This window comes from Chryseobacterium sp. II3a (genome assembly GCF_057815135.1).
This window is the reverse complement of the sequence record NZ_JBYPZJ010000003.1, coordinates 300,358-319,964: the sequence shown is the minus strand read 5'-3', so window position 1 is coordinate 319,964 and position 19,607 is coordinate 300,358. Positions and strand designations below refer to the sequence as shown.

At 36.4% G+C, this 19,607-nt stretch carries 18 protein-coding genes; 10 read left to right on the top strand and 8 right to left on the bottom strand.

Features of this window, described 5'->3' with window-relative positions; genetic code table 11:
• The first annotated feature begins 84 nt into the window (after window positions 1-84).
• From AC3HD6_RS09990 to AC3HD6_RS09960, 7 genes are all read left to right on the top strand, one after another.
• Window positions 85-501, top strand: a complete 417-nt coding sequence (locus AC3HD6_RS09990) for a helix-turn-helix transcriptional regulator (protein ID WP_488896198.1) — start codon at window positions 85-87, stop codon at window positions 499-501.
• Window positions 502-559: 58 nt separating this feature from the next.
• Window positions 560-1,948, top strand: coding sequence for an ATP-binding protein (locus AC3HD6_RS09985; RefSeq protein ID WP_488896197.1), 1,389 nt, complete (start codon window positions 560-562; stop codon window positions 1,946-1,948).
• Between the two features lie 118 nt (window positions 1,949-2,066).
• Window positions 2,067-2,402, top strand: coding sequence for an ArsR/SmtB family transcription factor (locus tag AC3HD6_RS09980; protein ID WP_488896196.1), 336 nt, complete (start codon window positions 2,067-2,069; stop codon window positions 2,400-2,402).
• A 159-nt stretch (window positions 2,403-2,561) separates the two neighbouring features.
• On the top strand, window positions 2,562-3,026 hold the full coding sequence (locus AC3HD6_RS09975; RefSeq protein ID WP_488896195.1) for an SRPBCC domain-containing protein: 465 nt from the start codon (window positions 2,562-2,564) through the stop codon (window positions 3,024-3,026).
• 205 nt (window positions 3,027-3,231) lie between these two features.
• A complete protein-coding gene (locus AC3HD6_RS09970; protein ID WP_488896194.1) occupies window positions 3,232-3,810 on the top strand; it encodes a YdeI/OmpD-associated family protein in 579 nt (192 codons plus the stop codon).
• A gap of 19 nt (window positions 3,811-3,829) precedes the next feature.
• Window positions 3,830-4,231 (top strand): DoxX family protein, encoded by a 402-nt coding sequence (locus AC3HD6_RS09965; RefSeq protein WP_488896193.1) that lies wholly within the window; start codon window positions 3,830-3,832, stop codon window positions 4,229-4,231.
• Between the two features lie 266 nt (window positions 4,232-4,497).
• Window positions 4,498-5,055: a DUF4256 domain-containing protein gene (locus AC3HD6_RS09960; protein WP_488896192.1), complete on the top strand. Its 558-nt coding sequence runs from the start codon at window positions 4,498-4,500 to the stop codon at window positions 5,053-5,055.
• 186 nt (window positions 5,056-5,241) lie between these two features.
• On the opposite strand, the gene AC3HD6_RS09955 is transcribed toward AC3HD6_RS09960, so the two are convergent.
• From AC3HD6_RS09955 to AC3HD6_RS09935, 5 genes are all read right to left on the bottom strand, one after another.
• Complete coding sequence (locus AC3HD6_RS09955; protein ID WP_488896191.1) at window positions 5,242-6,393, bottom strand: efflux RND transporter periplasmic adaptor subunit; 1,152 nt, start codon at window positions 6,391-6,393, stop codon at window positions 5,242-5,244.
• Window positions 6,394-6,400: 7 nt separating this feature from the next.
• Complete coding sequence (locus AC3HD6_RS09950; RefSeq protein WP_488896190.1) at window positions 6,401-10,738, bottom strand: CusA/CzcA family heavy metal efflux RND transporter; 4,338 nt, start codon at window positions 10,736-10,738, stop codon at window positions 6,401-6,403.
• Between the two features lie 297 nt (window positions 10,739-11,035).
• Entirely contained in the window at window positions 11,036-11,368 is a 333-nt protein-coding gene (locus AC3HD6_RS09945; RefSeq protein WP_488896189.1) for a hypothetical protein, read from the bottom strand.
• A gap of 136 nt (window positions 11,369-11,504) precedes the next feature.
• Entirely contained in the window at window positions 11,505-12,074 is a 570-nt protein-coding gene (locus AC3HD6_RS09940) for a Crp/Fnr family transcriptional regulator (protein WP_488896188.1), read from the bottom strand.
• Between the two features lie 100 nt (window positions 12,075-12,174).
• Window positions 12,175-12,780, bottom strand: a complete 606-nt coding sequence (locus AC3HD6_RS09935; RefSeq protein WP_488896187.1) for a hypothetical protein — start codon at window positions 12,778-12,780, stop codon at window positions 12,175-12,177.
• A gap of 388 nt (window positions 12,781-13,168) precedes the next feature.
• Between AC3HD6_RS09935 and AC3HD6_RS09930 the strand changes: the two genes are divergently transcribed.
• Entirely contained in the window at window positions 13,169-14,536 is a 1,368-nt protein-coding gene (locus AC3HD6_RS09930) for an MATE family efflux transporter (RefSeq protein ID WP_488896186.1), read from the top strand.
• Window positions 14,537-14,793: 257 nt separating this feature from the next.
• Here AC3HD6_RS09930 and AC3HD6_RS09925 read toward each other — a convergent pair whose 3' ends face one another.
• Entirely contained in the window at window positions 14,794-15,600 is an 807-nt protein-coding gene (locus tag AC3HD6_RS09925) for an AraC family transcriptional regulator (RefSeq protein WP_488896185.1), read from the bottom strand.
• Window positions 15,601-15,671: 71 nt separating this feature from the next.
• On the opposite strand from AC3HD6_RS09925, the gene AC3HD6_RS09920 reads away from it, so the two are divergent.
• Window positions 15,672-16,877 carry a CynX/NimT family MFS transporter gene (locus AC3HD6_RS09920; protein WP_488896184.1) on the top strand — a complete coding sequence of 402 codons (1,206 nt, stop codon included), beginning with the start codon at window positions 15,672-15,674 and terminating at the stop codon, window positions 16,875-16,877.
• Between the two features lie 169 nt (window positions 16,878-17,046).
• Here the strand turns inward: AC3HD6_RS09920 and AC3HD6_RS09915 are convergent, their stop codons facing one another.
• Complete coding sequence (locus tag AC3HD6_RS09915; protein WP_488896183.1) at window positions 17,047-17,817, bottom strand: MBL fold metallo-hydrolase; 771 nt, start codon at window positions 17,815-17,817, stop codon at window positions 17,047-17,049.
• Window positions 17,818-17,908: 91 nt separating this feature from the next.
• Here AC3HD6_RS09915 and AC3HD6_RS09910 point away from each other — a divergent pair, with 91 nt between their 5' ends.
• Window positions 17,909-18,226 carry a winged helix-turn-helix transcriptional regulator gene (locus tag AC3HD6_RS09910; protein ID WP_068943389.1) on the top strand — a complete coding sequence of 106 codons (318 nt, stop codon included), beginning with the start codon at window positions 17,909-17,911 and terminating at the stop codon, window positions 18,224-18,226.
• A 32-nt stretch (window positions 18,227-18,258) separates the two neighbouring features.
• On the opposite strand, the gene bioA is transcribed toward AC3HD6_RS09910, so the two are convergent.
• The gene (gene bioA, locus AC3HD6_RS09905) at window positions 18,259-19,548 is read right to left on the bottom strand and encodes an adenosylmethionine--8-amino-7-oxononanoate transaminase (protein WP_488896182.1); all 1,290 of its coding nucleotides are present in this window, start codon (window positions 19,546-19,548) and stop codon (window positions 18,259-18,261) included.
• Between the last annotated feature and the right edge of the window lie 59 nt (window positions 19,549-19,607).

Sequence of the window (19,607 nt, the reverse complement as noted above, 5' to 3'; positions counted from 1 at the left end):
ATGCCGTAGAATGGATATTTTAGAAGATAATTTATTTTGAACAGGGGCTTTATTTTTACCTTTTAAAGCTTTATATTTGTTATTATGATTGACACAGATATGCAAAATAAAAAAATACATCAGGGTAGAAATATAAAACGTTTCCGTGAAATGCTGGGCATCAAGCAGGAAGCCTTAGCTTTTGAATTGGGTGACGACTGGAACCAAAAGAAAGTTTCTCTTTTAGAACAAAAAGAAACCGTAGAATCTGATATTCTGGCGCAGGTAGCGAAGATTTTGAAAGTTCCGGCGGAGGCGATTGAGAATTTTGATGAAGAACAGGCAGTGAATATTATTTCTAACACAGTTAATAACAATGATAATGCTACAGGTAATTCATTGTATAGTTACCAACCTACTTTCAATCCTATTGATAAAATGGTTGAGCTTTATGAGCGTATGCTGCAGCAACAGAAGGAGATGATTGAGAAGTTGGAGAGGTTAATACAAAATAAAATGTAATTGATTTTACTATCTTAACAAAAAACATAAACTATAACTAATTAAATAATTCTTTTTGATGAAAACATTAAACATCAATAATAATGAAATAAATAGACTACTGCAATTGCATGAAGATCATTTTAATGATTTTAAGAGTAAGTTAATCACTCCAGCCAAGCTTCAAGAAACTTTCGTTGCATTTGCTAACTCCGACGGTGGAGATATTTATATTGGTATTGAAGATGACTCTTCTAAAACTGAACGTATTAATGGCTTTAATGACCAAGAAGAAGCAAATGCCCTGATATCTGTACTCTTAGAATTAACAACTCCAGCCGTTGAAAATGTTATTACAGAATTTTTAGATACAGGAGATAAAGGTCTTATTTTACATTTTAATATACCTAAAAGCCCAAAAGTACATTATACTGCAAACGGCGATTGTTTCATAAGAATTAATGCCTCCAAAACAAAAATAAAAGGTGAAAGAATTACTTTCTTATCATATGCAAAAGGAGCAGAACCATATGAAAAAAGAATAGTCGATGATGCAGATATTGAAGATATAATCCAAAGTAATTCTTTATCAGATTATATGAATCGTATAGCAACAAGTATAACACCCGAGTTGTTTTTAAAAAAACAACAACTATTAACTAAAAAAGGGGCAGAACGACTACCAAATGTAGGTTGTATTTTACTTTTTGATGAAGATGCTCAAGCTACAATGAATACTCGATGTGCAGTAAAAGTTTACAGGCTTAGAACCACCGAAAAGGAATATAAACGTGAGCAACTCCAAGAACTACCAGTGACAATTAATGGAACAACTGAAGACGTAATAAAAAAAACTGTCAATAAAGTTGAAGAATATATTAATGGAGCTTCATTTAGTGATGGAGAAAAGCTGATAAAACTTATATATCCTTCTGAAGCATTAAAAGAGATTCTTGTAAATGCTGTTATACACCGTGATTATAGCTTAAATGATGATATTCATGTTAGAATTTTTGATAATAGAATAGAAATCCAAAGCCCAGGAAAGCTTCCTGGTTATATGACAATCGAAAATTTATATACAGAAAGATTTTCAAGAAATCCAAATATTGTTCGAATGTTACATAATCTACCCAACCCTGTTAATCATGATATTGGTGAGGGATTAGACACAGCAAAGAATGAACTAAAAAAAGCCGGTTTAGTAGACCCTTCTTTTGAAGAAACAGAAAATGCATTTATTGTAACTATAAAACATCAAAGATTAGCTTCCATTGAAGATGTAATTCTCAATTATATTGATGAGAATACTAATGCTGTATTAACTAATAAATTAGTTAGACAACTTAGTGGCGAAGATGATATGCAAAAAGTAAAAGTAGCTTTACAAAAACTGCGTTCAATGGGCAAAATAAAGGTTGAAAATGAAAATGTTAACGCTTTTAATTATAAATATATTAAAGCATAATTAAAAATAATACTTCATCCTCTTGTAAAAATTTACAGGAGGATTTTTTTTAAATTTTTGTTAGAAAACTTGCGTAGCTAAATAACTACACATATATTTGTAGTCAAATAACTACACAATGAATTTAAGAAGAGATGTATTCCAGGCGATCGCAGATCCTACCAGAAGATCTATATTGATGCTGGTGGCTGCTCAATCCATGACTGCAGGAGCCATTGCTTCCAATTTCGATACCGCAAGACCTACCGTTTCCAAGCATCTTCAGATCCTTACAGAATGTGAACTGTTGAGATCTGAACAAAACGGCCGTGAAATCACTTACCACCTTAATCCCCATAAAATGAAAGAAATAGCCGATTTTATAGAGCCATTCCGCCAAATGTGGGATGAGAAATTCAATAAGCTGGAAAGTGTGATGAAAGCATACCGAGACTTACATAAGACAGATAGATAATAGACGAAGAGATGAGAGACTATGAGTGCAAAGTTTAAATTGTGGGTGTCAATAGTCAATTTTGCTTCGCAAGTGAATCGTCAATCATCAAGGAAAGGATACCAACCTTAAACGTTCCTACTCTAATACTCTCAAACCCTAAAACACCAACCTTAAAATATGGAACTAAAAACAAAAATCCAGGCAGAAGATGGTAAACAGGAAATCTTCATTATCAGAGAATTTGATCTACCTGTAGAATTGCTCTTCAAAGCGTATACAGAAGCTGAACTTTTTGAACAATGGATGGGAACCAAAGTCACCAAGTTTGAAAACAAACAACATGGAAGTTACCGTTTCGAAACTTCAAACCCTCAGGGAGAAGTAATGTTCAGCGCCAATGGAACCATTCATGACATTGTTCAGAATGAGAAGATTATAAGAACTTTTCAGATGGAAAACACACCTTTTCCGGTTCAGATTGAGTTTTTAGCATTTGAAAAACTAACGGATACTACCAGTAAAATCACCATTCAAACCATTTATAAATCCGTAGACTTCAGAGATCAACATCTGAAAATGCCTTTTGCGCAGGGAATTAATAGGGCACATAATCGTTTACAGGAGCTGTTTAAAGACCAATAGATAATAGACGAAGAGATGAGAGACGATGATGTCAAATTTTAATTTGTGATGTCAATAGCGAATTTTGCTTCGCAAGTGAATCGTCAATCATCAGTAAAAGGATAACAACCTTGAACGTTATCACGCTCCCACTCTAATACTCTAATACTCTAATACTCTAATACTCTAATACTCTAATACTCCCAAAACCCTCAAACCCAAAAACATGAATCCAAAAGTTAATTTTTTCTTCGAAAACGCCACACAGTGGAGAGAAGAATTTGAAGCATTAAGAACCATTGCTCTAAGTACCGAATTGGTAGAAGATTTAAAATGGGGCTGCCCATGTTATACCTATGAAGGGAAAAATATATTCTTAATTCACGGATTTAAAGAATATTGCGCCTTGCTCTTCTTTAAAGGTGCTTTGATGAAAGATCCTGACCAGATTTTAATTCAGCAGTCTGAAAATGTACAGGCGGCAAGACAGATCCGTTTTACAGAGGTACAGCAGATCCATGATCTGGAAAAAGAACTTCGGGCATATATGTTTGAAGCGGTTGAGATTGAAGAATCCGGAGTGAAGGTTGAAATGAAGAAAACCAAAGATTTTGAAATGGTTGAAGAGTTTCAAAACAGATTGGATCAGGATGCTGTATTAAAAGAAGCTTTTGAAGCCTTAACACCAGGCCGACAAAGAGCTTACCTACTCCACTTTTCCTCCGCCAAACAATCCAAAACCAGGGAAGCAAGAATTGAAAAATGCATTCCTCAAATCCTTGAAGGAAAAGGCCTTACCGACTAATCACAAAAACAAAATTACTATGGAAACATCAAACAAATCAGAAAAAAGAAAAAGAATCATCTATTGGATCTTTACCCTTTGGATGGCCTTAGGTATGGTCTCAACAGCCATTGTTCAGCTTATGAAAAATAAAGATGAGCTTGCCAATTTTACCAATCTGGGCTATCCAGCTTATCTTATGACCATCATCGGCGTATGGAAAATTTTGGGAGTCATTGCCATTCTCATCCCGAAACAGCTATTATTAAAAGAATGGGCTTATGCGGGATTTTTCTTTGTGATGTCCGGTGCTGTGATCTCGCATCTTATTGTCGGAGATATTGCCGGAAGAATCTTTCCTGCTATATTGCTCTTTGTGTTGGTTATTATTTCATGGTACTTCAGACCTGCAAACCGAAAAATCTCTCTCAACAACAACTAACACACAATTAAAAATTTTATGCAGATAATTACATTAATTTTGTTGGAATATCGCTAAGACGCTAAGAATTAAAACCTAATGTTATTTTTAAGGCGCAAGAAAATCAAAGATTTTCAGCAAATATGAGATAAAACTATGTAGCATTCAATTTTATCGGAGATAAAATCATTGCGCCCTAAAAATATTATCAGCCTCAAAACCTATTGCGCCTTTGCGATTGCCAACAAGAAAAACCAATTCATTCAAAAGAACAAACAAAATTTAACATGAAAAAGAAATCATTAACTCCCGAACAAAGCGAAGCCCTTTTAAAAGTACTGAAAACCCGTTTTGAAAAAAATATGCACCGCCACAAAGACCTGAAATGGGAAAAGATTCAATCCAAACTGAAAGCCAATCCCGAAAAACTTTGGTCTTTACATGAAATGGAAGAAACAGAAGGTGAACCTGATGTTGTGGATTATAACCAAAAAACAGACGAATATATCTTCTTCGACTGCTCCCCGGAAAGTCCAAAACGCAGAAGCCTTTGCTACGATTACCCGGCATGGGAATCAAGAAAAGCCAACAAACCGGAAAGCAACGCCATTGATAAAGCATCAGAAATGGGTATTGACATTCTAACCGAAGAACAATACCGCCACCTCCAGGAATTAGGAAAATTTGATCAAAAAACTTCCAGCTGGATACAAACACCAACTTCAATCCGGGAACTCGGAGGTGCTGTTTTCTGTGACAGACGCTACAATACTGTATTCTATTATCATAACGGCGCAGATTCTTATTATGCAGCAAGAGGGTTTAGGGGGAGCTTGCGGGTTTGAGAGTGTTAGAGTGTTAGAGTGAAAAATCTTTGATTTTTCAAAACTTATGTGGACTTCTTACCTACAATGCTTGTAACCTCAAATAACTAAAGTGTTCCCAAAACTTTTGCAACATTTGTGGTTAAATAAAAAAGGTTCTGTTTATTGTAGTAAACAAAACCTTTTCTTTAAAACACAATAATATGATTATTCTGCTTTATTTTTCAGCATCATCAAAAGACTGTAAGCACCTTTCTGGACGATCTTTTTATTTTTCAAAAAATCTGCTTTTAGAATTTCTGTAAACTGATCGTCTGAAATTCCTGTTACTACAGGGATCATCTTATAATTTGATTTTCCCAGATCTTCAAAAACATAATTTTTACTTTCAAAAGAGACCACAGCATCATTAGGCAGTCCCTGAGTAGAGCGGTTGCTGATATTGACTTCAGCATTGATATACATTCCTCTTACAAATTCGGAATTCACAGATGATAATTGGGCTACAGCGGTTGCAGAACCTCCGGTTTCAATGCTGGGAACTACGCTTACAATTTTAGCATTAGATTTTACCTCAGGATTTTGATTGGTATATACCAGGATTTCCTGCCCGACTTTTATATCATTAACATCGTTTTCAAAGACCTTCAATTCTAAAAGGAGTCCAGCTGGATTAATCAATTCAAATAAAGTATCTGCCGGGTTGATATACTGTCCGTTATTCACAAGAATTTTGCTCACAAAACCACTGAATGGTGCATAAACATTAATTTTGCTTCTTATATTTCCTGTATTTAATCCTTTAGCATTAATCCCGATGATCCGAAGTTTTTCTTCAAGACCTCTTAAAGTGGCATTCAACGTAGAATACTCTGCCTGTGCCGTTTGCAGGGTTTTATCACTGCTTGCTTGGCTGGTATTAAGATCTTTCTGACGGTTAAAATTCAATCTTGCGGCTTCCAGCTGTGCTTTAGTTACCAGGTAATCCTGCTGAAGCTGTATAAATTGCGGATCTTCTACCACAGCCAGCACCTGACCTTTACTGAAACGGCTTCCATTAATGATATTGATGGATTTGATATGTCCGCCCATAATGCTTGAAACAGAACTGATATGAGAGGGGGCAATCTCTGCTTTCCCATTCAGCCGCACCAGCTTTTCCATATTTCTGTCCTGAATGGATGTAATCGTAATTCCTACAGACTGAATCTGCTGTTGGGTAAGATGAACAGTATTCTCAGTTCCTTTTGCAAATTTTGTGTTCTCATAAACTGATTTTTCCTCTTCTTTTTTGCCTGAACATGATGATAAAGCCAATATTAAAGCAAGACTGTATATTGATATTATTTTAAATTGCATGACGCTGTTATTTTGAAATTAAGAAATTGAGTTCTGCTCCGATCTGATTCAGTCTTTCCAGGCTGTCGATGTAATCTGCTTTGGTCTTTACAGCCTGGTTCACCAGGATTACCCAGTTCAGATAGTCGATTTCTCCTACATCCATCTGTTTTTGAGCCGTTTTTAAGATGGTTTCAGATTTTGGAAGCTGTTTTTGCTCATAATTTTCAATGATTCTCTGTTGATTCATATAGTTTTTCAACTGTTGTCCCAACCTGTTTTTAAGCTCAATTTCTTTTCTTTGATATTGATTTTCAGAGATCGCAATTTTTGCTTCGGCAGCTTTAGCCAATGCTCTTTGGCCTTTAGTAAACAGAGGAATACCTACTCCCACCTGCACTGAATTGAAACGATTGTTATTAATATTTTTCATGCTCTGGTTAGTGTAACCGATCAGAAGTTCAGGAAGCAATCTGCTCTTCTCAAGCTGTACTTCAGCCTCTCCTACTTTGATCTGCTGCTGCAGGTATTGAAGTTCAGGATGTTGTTTTACCATTTCCTCTGAAGCCTGGAGTCCCACATTCATAGTTAGTTTATCTGCTACAGGCTGGTAAGGAACATCGGACTGGAGCAGTAACTGAAGCTGGAGTTTAGCAATATTCAGATCATTTTCCAGGGAATTCAGCTGTACGTTCATCTGTTCTTTTTGAATTTCAGCAGTAGATTCCTCCAAAATGTTGGCTTCTCCTTTTTTTAATCTCAACCCTGCCTTATTTGCAAAGCTGGTGTATAACCGGCTGATGTATTCCAACACTTTTCTCTTTTCCTGGAGCACTAAAATTCTGTAAAAAACATCTGTAACTTCCTTCGTTAGCTGTGTTTTTGTAAGATTCTGATTAATAACACTTGCCGTCCATTCTGCATCCAGCATCTGCTTTCTTTTTGAATACACTGTTGGAAAGCTGAACCTTTGCGAAATTCCGAATGAATTGTCAGTTTCTTCTCCCTGTATCTGGCCAAATGCTCCGGTAACTTCCAATTGGGGAAGATCCAGGTAACTTGCTTTTAATTTTTCCTGATAATCAGAGATTAATTTTGAACTTTTCAGTGTTCCGTTTTGCTGGTACGCTTTTTCCAAAGCCTGTTCAAAAGTGATGTTTTCCTGGGCCTGAAGACCTCCGAAAGAAGCCAATAGTAAGAAAACAGACAGTTTTTTATAGTTTATTTTTTTAGAGAATTTCATTTTATCTTTATTAATATGTTCAAATAAGACATAGAGAATTGGAAGCACAAATAAGGTTAAAAGGGTTGCCAGCATCAATCCGCCTATCACTACTGTTGCCAAAGGTCTCTGCACTTCAGCCCCGGCACCATTGCTTATAGCCATAGGAAGGAACCCTAATGAGGCTACAAAAGCAGTCATCAGAACAGGACGTAATCTGATTTTCGTCCCCATCAAAACAATTCTGCTGGTATTCGTTATTCCGTTTCTTTTTAGCCGGTTAAACTCTGATATCAAAACAATTCCATTAAGTACGGCAACCCCAAACAAGGCAATAAATCCAACCCCTGCACTGATACTGAAAGGCATCCCTCTTAAAGCAAGGAAATAAACTCCCCCAATGGCAGATAGCGGAATAGCCGTGTAGATTAATAAACTGTGTTTTACAGAACCAAAAGCAAAGAATAACAATAAGAATATCATCACTAAAGAAATAGGAACAGCAATACCCAATCTTGCCTTCGCTTCATTAAGATTTTCAAAAGTTCCTCCATAAGCAATGGTATACCCTGGCGAGAATTTCAATTTTTGTCCAACTTTTTGCTGAAGCTCTTCTACAATACTCTGAACATCCCTATCTCTTGCATTAAACCCAATAATGATTCTTCTTTTGGTATCTTCTCTCTGAATCTGGTTTGGGCTTTCCTTCAGTTCTACTTTCGCCAGCTGAGATAATGGAATCTGTTCTCCTGAAGGTGTCGGAACCAAAAGATTCTGAATGCTGGTGATGTCTTTTTTATAATCGTTATCCATACGGACCACAATGTCAAACTTCTTTTCTCCTTCATATAACGCTCCGGCAGTTTGTCCTGCGAAAGCCATATTAATGACTCTGTTAATTTCTGCAACAGAAATATTGTACCTTGATAATTCCGAACGGTTATAATCTATAACGACTTGCGGAGCCCCTTCAACAGGCTCTATGTAAAGATCCTGAGCCCCTTTAACCGTATTGATGATACTACCTAGCTTTTTAGCATATGTAGTAAGACTGTCAAGATCTTCCCCATAAATTTTACAGACTATATCCTGTCTTGCCCCTGTCATAAGCTCATTAAAACGCATTTGTACAGGGAATTGGAAGCTCGTTGTTAATCCTGGAATGACACTTAATGCTTTACTCATTTTTTCTGAGAGTTCAGGGAATGATGAGGCAGAAGTCCACTCCTTTTTAGGTTTCAAAACAATAATCATATCACCTGCATCCATCGGCATTGGTTCTGTGGGGATCTCAGCACTTCCAATCTTGACAACGATTTTCTGTACTTCCGGAAATTGTTTCAAAAGAATACCAGATGCCTGAGTGGTTACCTTTTTGGTTTCATTGATATTACTTCCCTGAAGAATTCTCATCTCCACCGCAAAGTCCCCTTCTTCCAGAGAAGGTATAAATTCCCCACCCATTCTGGAAAGAGTGAAAACAGCACCGGCAAAAAGGATAAGCACACTCAGAATGATCGTTTTCCTATACTTTAAAGCCTTCATCAGGAACTTTTGATGGCCGGTTTCCACTTTGGCCATGACCCTGTCTGAGATGTTCTCTTTTTCTTTTTTCTTTCTGCTTAATACCCATGAACTCATCATAGGAATATAAGTAAGGGAAAGAATAAACGCACCAATGAGCGCAAAAGCAACCGTTTGAGCCATCGGCTTGAACATTTTTCCTTCAATTCCCTGTAAAGTAAAGATCGGAAGGTATACAATAAGAATAATGATCTGTCCAAAAACAGCACTGTTGACCATTTTGGAAGCAGAATTGGAAACCTGATCATCCATTTCCTTTTTACTCAGCATATTATCCCTGCCAAAATGTTTTTTATGAGCCAGCTGATGCAGAACAGCCTCTACAATAATAACTGCACCATCTACAATAAGACCAAAGTCTAACGCTCCAAGGCTCATCAGGTTTCCTCCGACCCCGAAAATATTCATCATGATAATAGCAAACAGCATGGCTAAAGGAATTACAGAAGCCACCAGTAATCCGGCTCTGAAGTTCCCAAGAAATACAACAAGGATGAAGACCACAATTAAAGCTCCTTCCATCAGGTTTGTTTTTACAGTACTGATGGTGTTATTCACCATTTTAGCCCGGTCAAGGAAAGGTTCAATCACAACACCTTCCGGTAAAGATTCCTGGATTTTTTCAAGTCTTTGCTTAATATTGGTAATGACCTGATTGGCATTTTCTCCTTTAAGCATTAAGACAATCGCTCCAGAAACTTCTCCCGTGTCATTGTAGGTCATAGCACCATATCTAGTAGCATATCCGATCTTTACAGAAGCTACGTCTTTGATATGAACCGGAATACCTTCTTTAGTTTCTGCTACCTGCGTGTTCCCTATATCTTCCGTAGTTCCCAGAAGCCCTTCACTGCGGATAAAAAGAACAGTTTCTTTCTTTTCAATATATGCTCCGCCGGTATTCTGGTTATTCTTTTCCAAAGCAGCAAAAACATCATTGATATTGATATTAAAAGCCTGAAGTTTATTAGGATTTATGGCAATTTCATACTGTTTCAGTTTTCCACCGAAGCTGCTGACATCGGCTACTCCTTTGGTCCCCAATAGCTGTCTTCTGACCACCCAATCCTGGATAGTTCTCAGCTCCGTTTCGTCATAGATATTTTCATAGCCTTTTTTAGCCCTTACCACATACTGGAAAATTTCGCCCAAGCCTGTAGAAATAGGTCCCAGTTCAGGTTTTCCAATTCCTGCAGGGATATTCTCCTGAACAAGCTGTAAACGTTCCTGAACCTGCTGGCGGGCCCAATATACATCGGTTTTATCATCGAAAACAACAGTTACTAATGATAATCCGAACCTGGAGAGGCTTCGAAGCTCAGTGATTCCACTGATGTTACTGGTAGCCTGTTCAATAGGAAATGTGACAAGCCGCTCGATATCCGCTGCTCCGTATGAAGGTGCGGTAGTGATAATCTGTACCTGATTATTGGTAATATCAGGCTGGGCATCAATAGGAAGTTTGGTTGTTTCATATACTCCGAAAAGAACCAACCCTATGGTGAACAGAGCAATGATGAGTTTATTCTTTACAGAAAACTCAATAATTTTGTTTAACATGAAAAATGATTAATTAGATACCCTGTACTGTTTTATAAACTGTTTTCCTTATAACTTTGAACTACAAGTCGAAGATTCTAAGAAGTCACAAAAACTTTTAAATGCTTATTTAGTTTAAAATAAAGCTGTAAGAATCTCATAAATTTAAAACTATTATGAAACTAAAAACATGTCGTTTAATAACTCAAACGTTTAAATTACAAACAGAAAATAATACGTTACAAGATTGATTGATAAACAATAATAATGTATCACTTCAAGTAAAACTTAAAGCAATGTTTTTTTTAATTAAATCAATTAAGAATGCCGCGGAGGCTGAAAAATATTGGAAAGGTAAAGGTTCGAAAAGTCCTTTTCCTGATAAATGCTGTTTTTCTGAGGAATTCTGATTTCCTTAGGTTTTTTAATCTCAAAGGTATAATTAGGAAGCTGGGCATGTACAGTGAGTACAATGGGTGGATTGATAAACGGTAGTTTTTGATCCAGATCCCAGTCAGCATCTTTCTTATGATTATCATAATGTTCCATGACAAATTCTGAAAGACTTCCTTGATATTCCATAAAATGTTCTACAAACATAGGCACTTTCAGTACTTCCCCCGCATTGGTGGTAGCCAGCACATACATCATTGAACATATTATGGAGAACCATTTTAACATCCCTGCAAATATAAGGCTTAAATTTTTCCTGAGAAAAGAGTAAAAGATTAATTTTTGTTTAATAATGAGGTTTCTGGTCAATTACCCTTTGAAGAGCCAAAAGAAATTAAAGCTTAGACTTCAGCCTGCTCAGGGTCTCCTGCGAAATATTAAGATAAGAAGCCACCATTTTATTGGAAAGCCTGCGGACAATAATAGGATTTTCTGCCAATAACTGACGGTATTTTTCCAATGCATCCTGAACAAGGAAGGACATTAATCGTTTCGTATTGGTTACGTACGCAATTTCAAGATAGATTCTGTAAAATTTTTCCCATTTTGGCACAATCTCCAGAAGATGATAGAAATTTTTGTGGGTAATGTAATAGACTTTGGTATCTTCTACGGCCTGGATAAATTCTTCGGAAGGCTCAGAGGTTATAAAGCTGACCAAAGCAGTTGCAAATTGGTTTTCAAAAGCAAAATAGCGGGTGGATTCCTGCCCTTCTTCATTAATAAAAAATATTCTCAGGCAGCCATTAGCCACAAAGAATGTTCTTTGACTGGATTGTCCATTGGTAAGAAGTAATTCGTTCTTTTTGAATGTAATCGGTTTAAAATAAGACAGAATGGTTGCCATCTCATCATCAGTCACCGATATTTTATCTTTAATATATGAAACTAATTGTTCTTCCATGTAATTGAGTCAGTCCACACAAATGTAGTGATAAATGCTCTATACATCTATGTTTTATACACATTTAATTGAAAACGGATTCGAAGTAAAATCTTTATTTTCAGTCAAAATCTAAAAGTCCGTCAGCGAGCTGCTTCCATTGAATTTTGGCGACCCCGAGCATCCCTCCTATTGCCACTATCAGATTCCTGATCATATCAATGATAGTTGCATTATAATTAGGAGATTCATTCCGGCCGTATACAGCAGCTTTTAAATGAGTTGCATTTCTTTGAATCATAAAGGTAGAAGTCGCTTTCGAGCTATAAAAATGAGCTATATGACTGCTTTTATTTTCTGGATCCCTGGAGGGCCTGCAGGTCATCGTGATACTTTCGGAAACAGTATCCTCATAATAGCAAATATCTGTGATTTCTACCCAGTCATACCCTTTAGCTTCCGTTTCTCCCGGTCCGGGAATGTTGATCCTGACGAAATCTCCTTTTTGGGGATCCCGATGCACTGGATTCCCTTTGAGATCGTAAAGCTTAAAAGCTGCAAAGGGTTCTCCACAGTAACTTTTCCATAGATTGACCGAGAAAAATCGGGTTTTCAATATTTCATATTGTGACGGTAGTAATGCCTTCTCAAACGCTACATAAGTTTCTGTATCGTGGAATCCGCCTGACTTTTGTTCAGGAACTCCCTTGATTTGTTTTGGCTTCATACTCTTTTTAATCAAATTAAAAGAATTTGTTTCTCTTTTTTTATGACCAGAGTCATTTTGTTAATTGGGATTTAAAGTACTAAGATAATGAATAATACTTTTTCATTTCTGTATTATTCCTTTATGCGGAGTTTTTATTCCGTTCTAAGGAGTCGCTCTATTGTCATTAACTGTTAAGTTTGTAACACTTTTAACTATTTAGAACAATTCTTAATAACAACAATGAAGCTATAGTTAAAATGAGTGTTGATTGGGAGTTGGAAGAAAGAAATTTGAAATTATTAGTTGGTTAATGAAGAGTTAGATTTAATTGATCTTGTAAAATTTATTTATTTCATTTTCTCTATTTCAGCTTCCTTTTACTTTCAAACAATTTACAATCATAGCAATGGAACAACAGAAACAGCTTATTTTAAACGGAAAAATGCATAAGGTCATGTGGCAGATGTCTTGGCCGGCCGTTATTGCAATGGTGCTTTATGGATTGAATAATTTTCTCGATGGAATTTTTGTAGGCCACCTGATCAGCAATACAGCACTGGCAGCGGTAGGAGTAGCTTACCCTTTAGCACAGTTTGCACAGGGATTCGGGACCTTGATAGGAACGGGTATAGGATCTGCAGTGAGTATCTGGATCGGTGCAGGAGATAAAAATAAACTGAATAAGGCTATGGGAACAGTCAACTTCCTTACCTTACTGTTTTCTGTCGTGATCACTATTCCATGTTATATTTTCGCTAAAGAATTAGTATACATGATGGGCGGAAGAGATGAAATTCTGACTTTAGGAGTAGAATATTTCAGAGCAACTATTCTTGGAAGCTTTTTCTGGATTCATGGGCTGGCGCTGAATATGCTGATCCGGGCAGAAGGACAAATGAAAACTGCCGCCTGGATGATTGCTGTAGGCCTGATTGTAGATGTGGCTTTAAAACCGTTCTTTATTGATTCTTTTGGTGGCGGAGTAAGCGGCGCTGCATGGGCTACCAATATTTCTATGATCATTTATACGATATTGGGAATTTGGTATTATGCCTCCGGAAAATCTTCTTTTAAAACCCATTTTTGGTCACTGCAATATGATAAAGCGATTATTAAAGAAGCGATTTCTTTGGGGATGCCCGGTTTTATTATGATGGTAATGATTGTCATTCAGAATATTGTGGTCTTCAATGTGATTGCCAAATATGGAAAAGATACGGATGTAACCTTTTTTACAGCAGTCAACCGATTTTATATTTTATTGAATACTCCGTTGTGGGGATTAATGCGAGCCTTACAGCCTGTATCAGGAATGAACTTTGGGGCTGAAAAATATGAAAGAAGCATCAAAGCATATCGGCTTTTTTCTTTTACAGGACTTATTATTCTTATTCCTTTTTTGATTTTTGTCATGGTATATCCATCAGAAGTTTTATCTGTAATGATTCCTAATGTATCTTTTCAACCCGCTCAATTAACTGATTTCAGAATTTACATGAGCGTTTTACCTGCACTCCCATTTATTTTTATGGCCATGGTCTGGTTTCCTTCTGTGGAGAACGCACGGCCAGCTACGGTAATCAGTATTTTAAGGCAAATAATCTTATACATCCCTGCTCTTCTCATTATTCCGATGCTGTATGGAATTCACAGTATTTACATTGTAAGTGCAATTATTGAATGGATTGTGTTTGGTGGAGTTATTTATACGATTGGATTAAATTTCAAAATGTTAAAGGAAAAGCAAAATATGTTGATGAATGACTATTTTTAATTAAAATAAATAATTTTTAAAAAAAATACACATATAATGCAATGCATAATATAATTTTTGCTTATATTTGTGAATCGAAATAATTTTTTTTCATCATTTGTGTTTTTTTAAGGTCTCCTCACTGGAGGCCTTTTTTGCTTTTACAACGTTAATAACAGGTATTTTTTTAATTAAATGATAAATGATCAAAAAGGGAATTATTTATTGAAATACAATTAAAAAAACCTTTATATAAAGGGATAATTGATTTTTTAAAATTAATAAATCCCTTTTCCTATATTTAAGTTAATGTTTTTCATAAAATCCGTAGGTCTGAATTGCATCACAGACTGAAAACTCCTGGTATATGCCTGTACACTCTTGTACCCCACTTGATATGCAGTTTCTGAAATGGTTAAATTTCCTGAACTCAAAAGTTCAAGACTTTTAATGATGCGGAGCATTTGCTGGTATTTACTTAGTGTAAGACCGGTTTCTTTTTTGAATATCCGCTCCAAGCTTCGTGAAGAAAGCAATGCCAGTTCACCAAGACCCTCTATTTTGATTTCTGTATTGTAGTAATGATGGAGGTATTCAATGACTTTTTCAAGGCGTTTGTCTTTCGGAAGGCAAATGTGCAGCTTCAGAGAATGTTCCACAAAATGGGGCAATTCATTAAAAAGAGCTTTTAAAAATACCATTTCGTCCGGATCTTTTTTCATCAGTTTAGACCATTTTTCAGCATATTTTATCATTTCCCTCAGTACAGGAGGAACGGAAAAAACATTCACTTCATCATAAAAAGAGTCTTTTCGGTCTGTATCCGCAAACATAATCATGAGTTTGATTTTCTCCGAATGGGAATTGGTTTTATGAATGGCATTGGGAGGAATCCATGCTGCATGATTTTGAGGGAGAAGATAAATACGCTCTTGAATAGTAATATACTGAAATCCGCTTTCTACATATACCAATTGTCCTTTTTCATGCTGATGGAGAACATTGTCATGAATCCAGTTTTCCTCGAACCAGACAAAATACGGTTTCTGAAGCTCATCTATTTTTATACTGTCGTTGGCATTCATGTCGTTTCAGGTTAAAACTTTGGCAAAATTAAACAAAATTACTATGCTAATTTTGTACAAAAGTTTTTAATATGATGAAGAGCGAAGTAAAAAAGAATGCTTCTTATGTTTTAATGATTCTGAATGTGCTGGTGGTTATATTGATTTCCAGCAATCTCCGGTCACCTATTGTTGCTGTATCTCCGGTCCTTGGAGATGTAAGAGAGGCTCTGAAACTGGATAATTTCCAGGTAAGCCTTTTGACCTCTATTCCACTTTTTATGTTTGCGGTTTGTTCTGTGCTGGTGAGTAGGTTTTCCAATAAGTTCGGAATCAGTAAACTATTGATGTATTCATTGATTATTCTGAGCTTTGGATTGTTTCTGAGAATTTCAGGTTCTCTTTGGCTGTTATTTATCGGTTCAGTGTTTATTGGATTGGGAATTTGTATCGGAAATGTGGTAACTCCCGGATATGTTAAGAATAACTTTCCGAAACAAATTGGATTAATGACGGGAATCTTTGCTGTTTCCATGAACCTTACTGCTGCTCTGGCTTCCGGTTTCAGTGTAAGAATTGGAGAATGGACAGGATTCGGATGGCGCGGTTCTCTTGGAATCTGGCTGGTGATTGCAGCGCTTGGATTTGTGGTATTAATCCTTGAAATGATCTTTAATAAGAAGAACACTGAACAGCCCAAAACGGCTTTAGGGACTTCTGATTTTAATATGTTTAAATCTTCCCAGGCCTGGAATATCAGTATTTTCATGGGGTTACAATCCTTATTTTATTACTGTATGGTTGCATGGCTGCCTTCATTTCTTACGGATTATAATATGCCTGGTGAAAGTTCGGGATGGGTGCTTTTTGTAATTCAGATTACCATGATCCCTATTACATTCTGCTGCCCGATTATTGCCAGTAAAATGAAAGATCAGAGAATAATGATCCTTTTTATATGCGCTCTGATGTTTGGGAGTACCATGATGTTTGTCTTTCTGAAATCGCAATGGATCTATGTAAATGCTGTTATTATTGGGATTTCCAATGGACTGTCTTTCAGTTTATCCATCCTGTTTTTCTCTACAAGAACGAAAAGCAGTATCAATGCCGTAAAAATCTCCGGAATGGCACAATCTGTAGGCTATCTGATTGCCGCATTCGGGCCTCCTGTATTTGGTAAGCTTCATGATTGGGATATTTCCTGGAATACTTCATTCTACTTTCTGAGTATTGCAGTATTGATCATGCTTTATTTTGGGTTGAGAGCGGCAAGAAATAAATGTGTGGAAGATTAATCAATTATACTTAGCTTTAATTTTAAATAAAAATGAGACCGTTTCTGGATGAAAGGTCTCATTTTTTTGATTATTATTCTGTATTCTCCAAACTTTATAGGTTTAAAGGGAGTAAACAAAAGTTACTAAAGACTTACTCTGAAAAGAAAATTTACAAGCGAGTGTATTTTTAATCAAAGAACAAATCTACTTCCTCCCCATCTTTTGGAATAAAACATTGATGACCATATCCTTTATTATCAATATTTTCCTGGATAAATTTTCTGTCTTCCTTGCAATGGCTTACGGCTTCCAGGTGGGTTACCCAAATTTTAGCTCCCGGAGCATATTCACAGACTTTGGTAATATCTTCACTTGTCATAATAATAGGATCTCCCACAGAAAATGTTGCAGCTCCACCTGCTACGACAATATGTTGCGGCTGATGTTTGTCTATTTCCTTTGCAATATCATCGTACCAAATGCTATCTCCAACAATATACATTGACTGGCCGTCTTTTTTGAAAACAAATCCATTGACTATTCCCATTTTATCACCAATTTCTCCTGTTCCATGTTGTCCTTTTGTGATAGAAATATCAATAGTATTCCAAAGAACATGATCATTGATTATTATAATATTCTGAAACCCCTGTTTCTCAATTTGATCTGAAATTGCAGAAGGACAGAGAATCGTTGTTGTTTTATCAATAAGTTCCATAGCTGTAGAATCCCAATGATCAGGGTGTAAATGGGTAATGGCTACAGCATCTATCTCCTGTAGTTTTTTCACAACATCTTCCTTGTTGAAAGGGAGATCCAACAAAGGATTCAGTAACTCATTATCTGTCATTGGAAATTTACCCAAAGATCCTTTTTCTCCAAGCATTGGATCAATTAAAATAGAGATTCCGTCTATATTCAACAGCAATGTTGCATTGCGCCATAATTGTAATTTCATTTGCTTAAGTTTGTAAAACAAATCTATTGGTTAATCCTGGTAAAACAATCGAAGGTTACCAAAAGGTTATCTATTTATATTAAAGTAACCTATGAATTTTGAAGAGTTTAAAAATTGCGGATTAAGAAAAAGCCTGGATATTCTTTCGGGAAAATGGAAACCATTAATCCTGCATAATCTTTTTGAAGAAGACCGAATACGTTTTGTAGAATTGTGGCGGAATATGCCCAGAGTATCTAAAAAGGTTCTTGCTGAACAGCTTAAACAACTGGAGGAAGATCATATTATTCGACGGATTGAAGTCTATAATTTTCCTCCGGAAGTTTATTATGAGCTTACAGAAAAAGGACACAAACTAGGCCCCATTCTTTCTCAACTTCATCTCTGGGGAAATGAATTAAGCTCTTAGAATGTTATTTATTGTTTTGGAAATGAAGATTTTCAATCTTTAAACTGATCCAGCACCTCCAGAATATTCTGATACACAACATTCAGTTCTTCAGAACTAATGCAATATGGCGGAACCAGATAAAGAACATTTCCTAATGGGCGCATAATGATTCCTCTTTGTAAAAACTCATTATAAAGTCTTTTCCCGATTTCATTAAAATAGGAAGTACCATGTCCGGTTTTAAAATCAAATGCCAGAATAGTTCCGATCTGGCGGGCATTTTCAACTTGTGGATGAGAAGCCAGCACTTTAATAAACGTTGAATGCTGCTGAGAAATACGTTTGATATTCATTTGGGTATCTTCTTGAAGTAATAAATCCATACTTGCCAATCCCGCCGTACAGGCTAAAGGATTGGCTGTAAATGAATGTCCGTGAAAAAGTGTTTTGTATTTATCATCAGACCAGAAAGCTTCATAGATCGTTTTGGAGCATGTTGTAATCCCCATTGGCATTGTTCCGCCTGTCAGGCCTTTTGAAAAACACATAATATCTGGCTTTTCAGTAAGATAATGAGCCGCGAAAAGTTTTCCGGTCCTTCCAAATCCAGTAAAAACCTCATCCTGAATCATCAGCACTCCCTGCTCCCTGCAGAATTTCATTAAGCGGTTCAGATCTTCTGCCTTATACATCAACATTCCCGCAGCTCCCTGAACTAAAGGTTCATAAATAAAACAAGCTACCTCATCAGCAAGATCTTTAATTTGCGATTGCAGGCTTTCAATGTTTTCAGTATTAGGTGTATCAATGAAAATAACCTCAAAGAGCCTGCTTTCAAAGGGTTTAGTCCAATAGCTTTTTCCGCTTACAGACATCGCCCCAAAGGTATCGCCATGATATGCATTTTTAAAAGCAAGAATTTTCGTTTTCTCTTTTCCCTGGTTATGTGCATACTGAATACACATTTTCAAAGCTACTTCTACAGCTGTAGATCCATTATCCGAATAGAAAACCTTGTCCTGATTATCAGGCAAAAGCTTTAATAGTCTTTCCGAAAGCTGAGTGGCCGGTTCATGAGTAAACCCTGCAAAAATAACCTGTTCGAGAGTATTGAGTTGTTCAAATATCCGTTGAGCGATATAAGGATGTGAATGTCCGTGCAGGGTTACCCACCATGAAGAGACGACATCCATATATTTTTTACCTTCATTATCAAAAAGGTAAAGGCCTTTCCCTTTTACAATGGGAATAATATTGTCAGCCGTTTTCATCTGGGTATAAGGATGCCAGTTAACGGATTTATCCCTTTCCTGAAGACTGGTTGGTGTTATTGTATCCATATTTGATATAAATGTATTGATGCTTTTTTGAAAGCAGTACTATTTTCTGTTTTTAACGC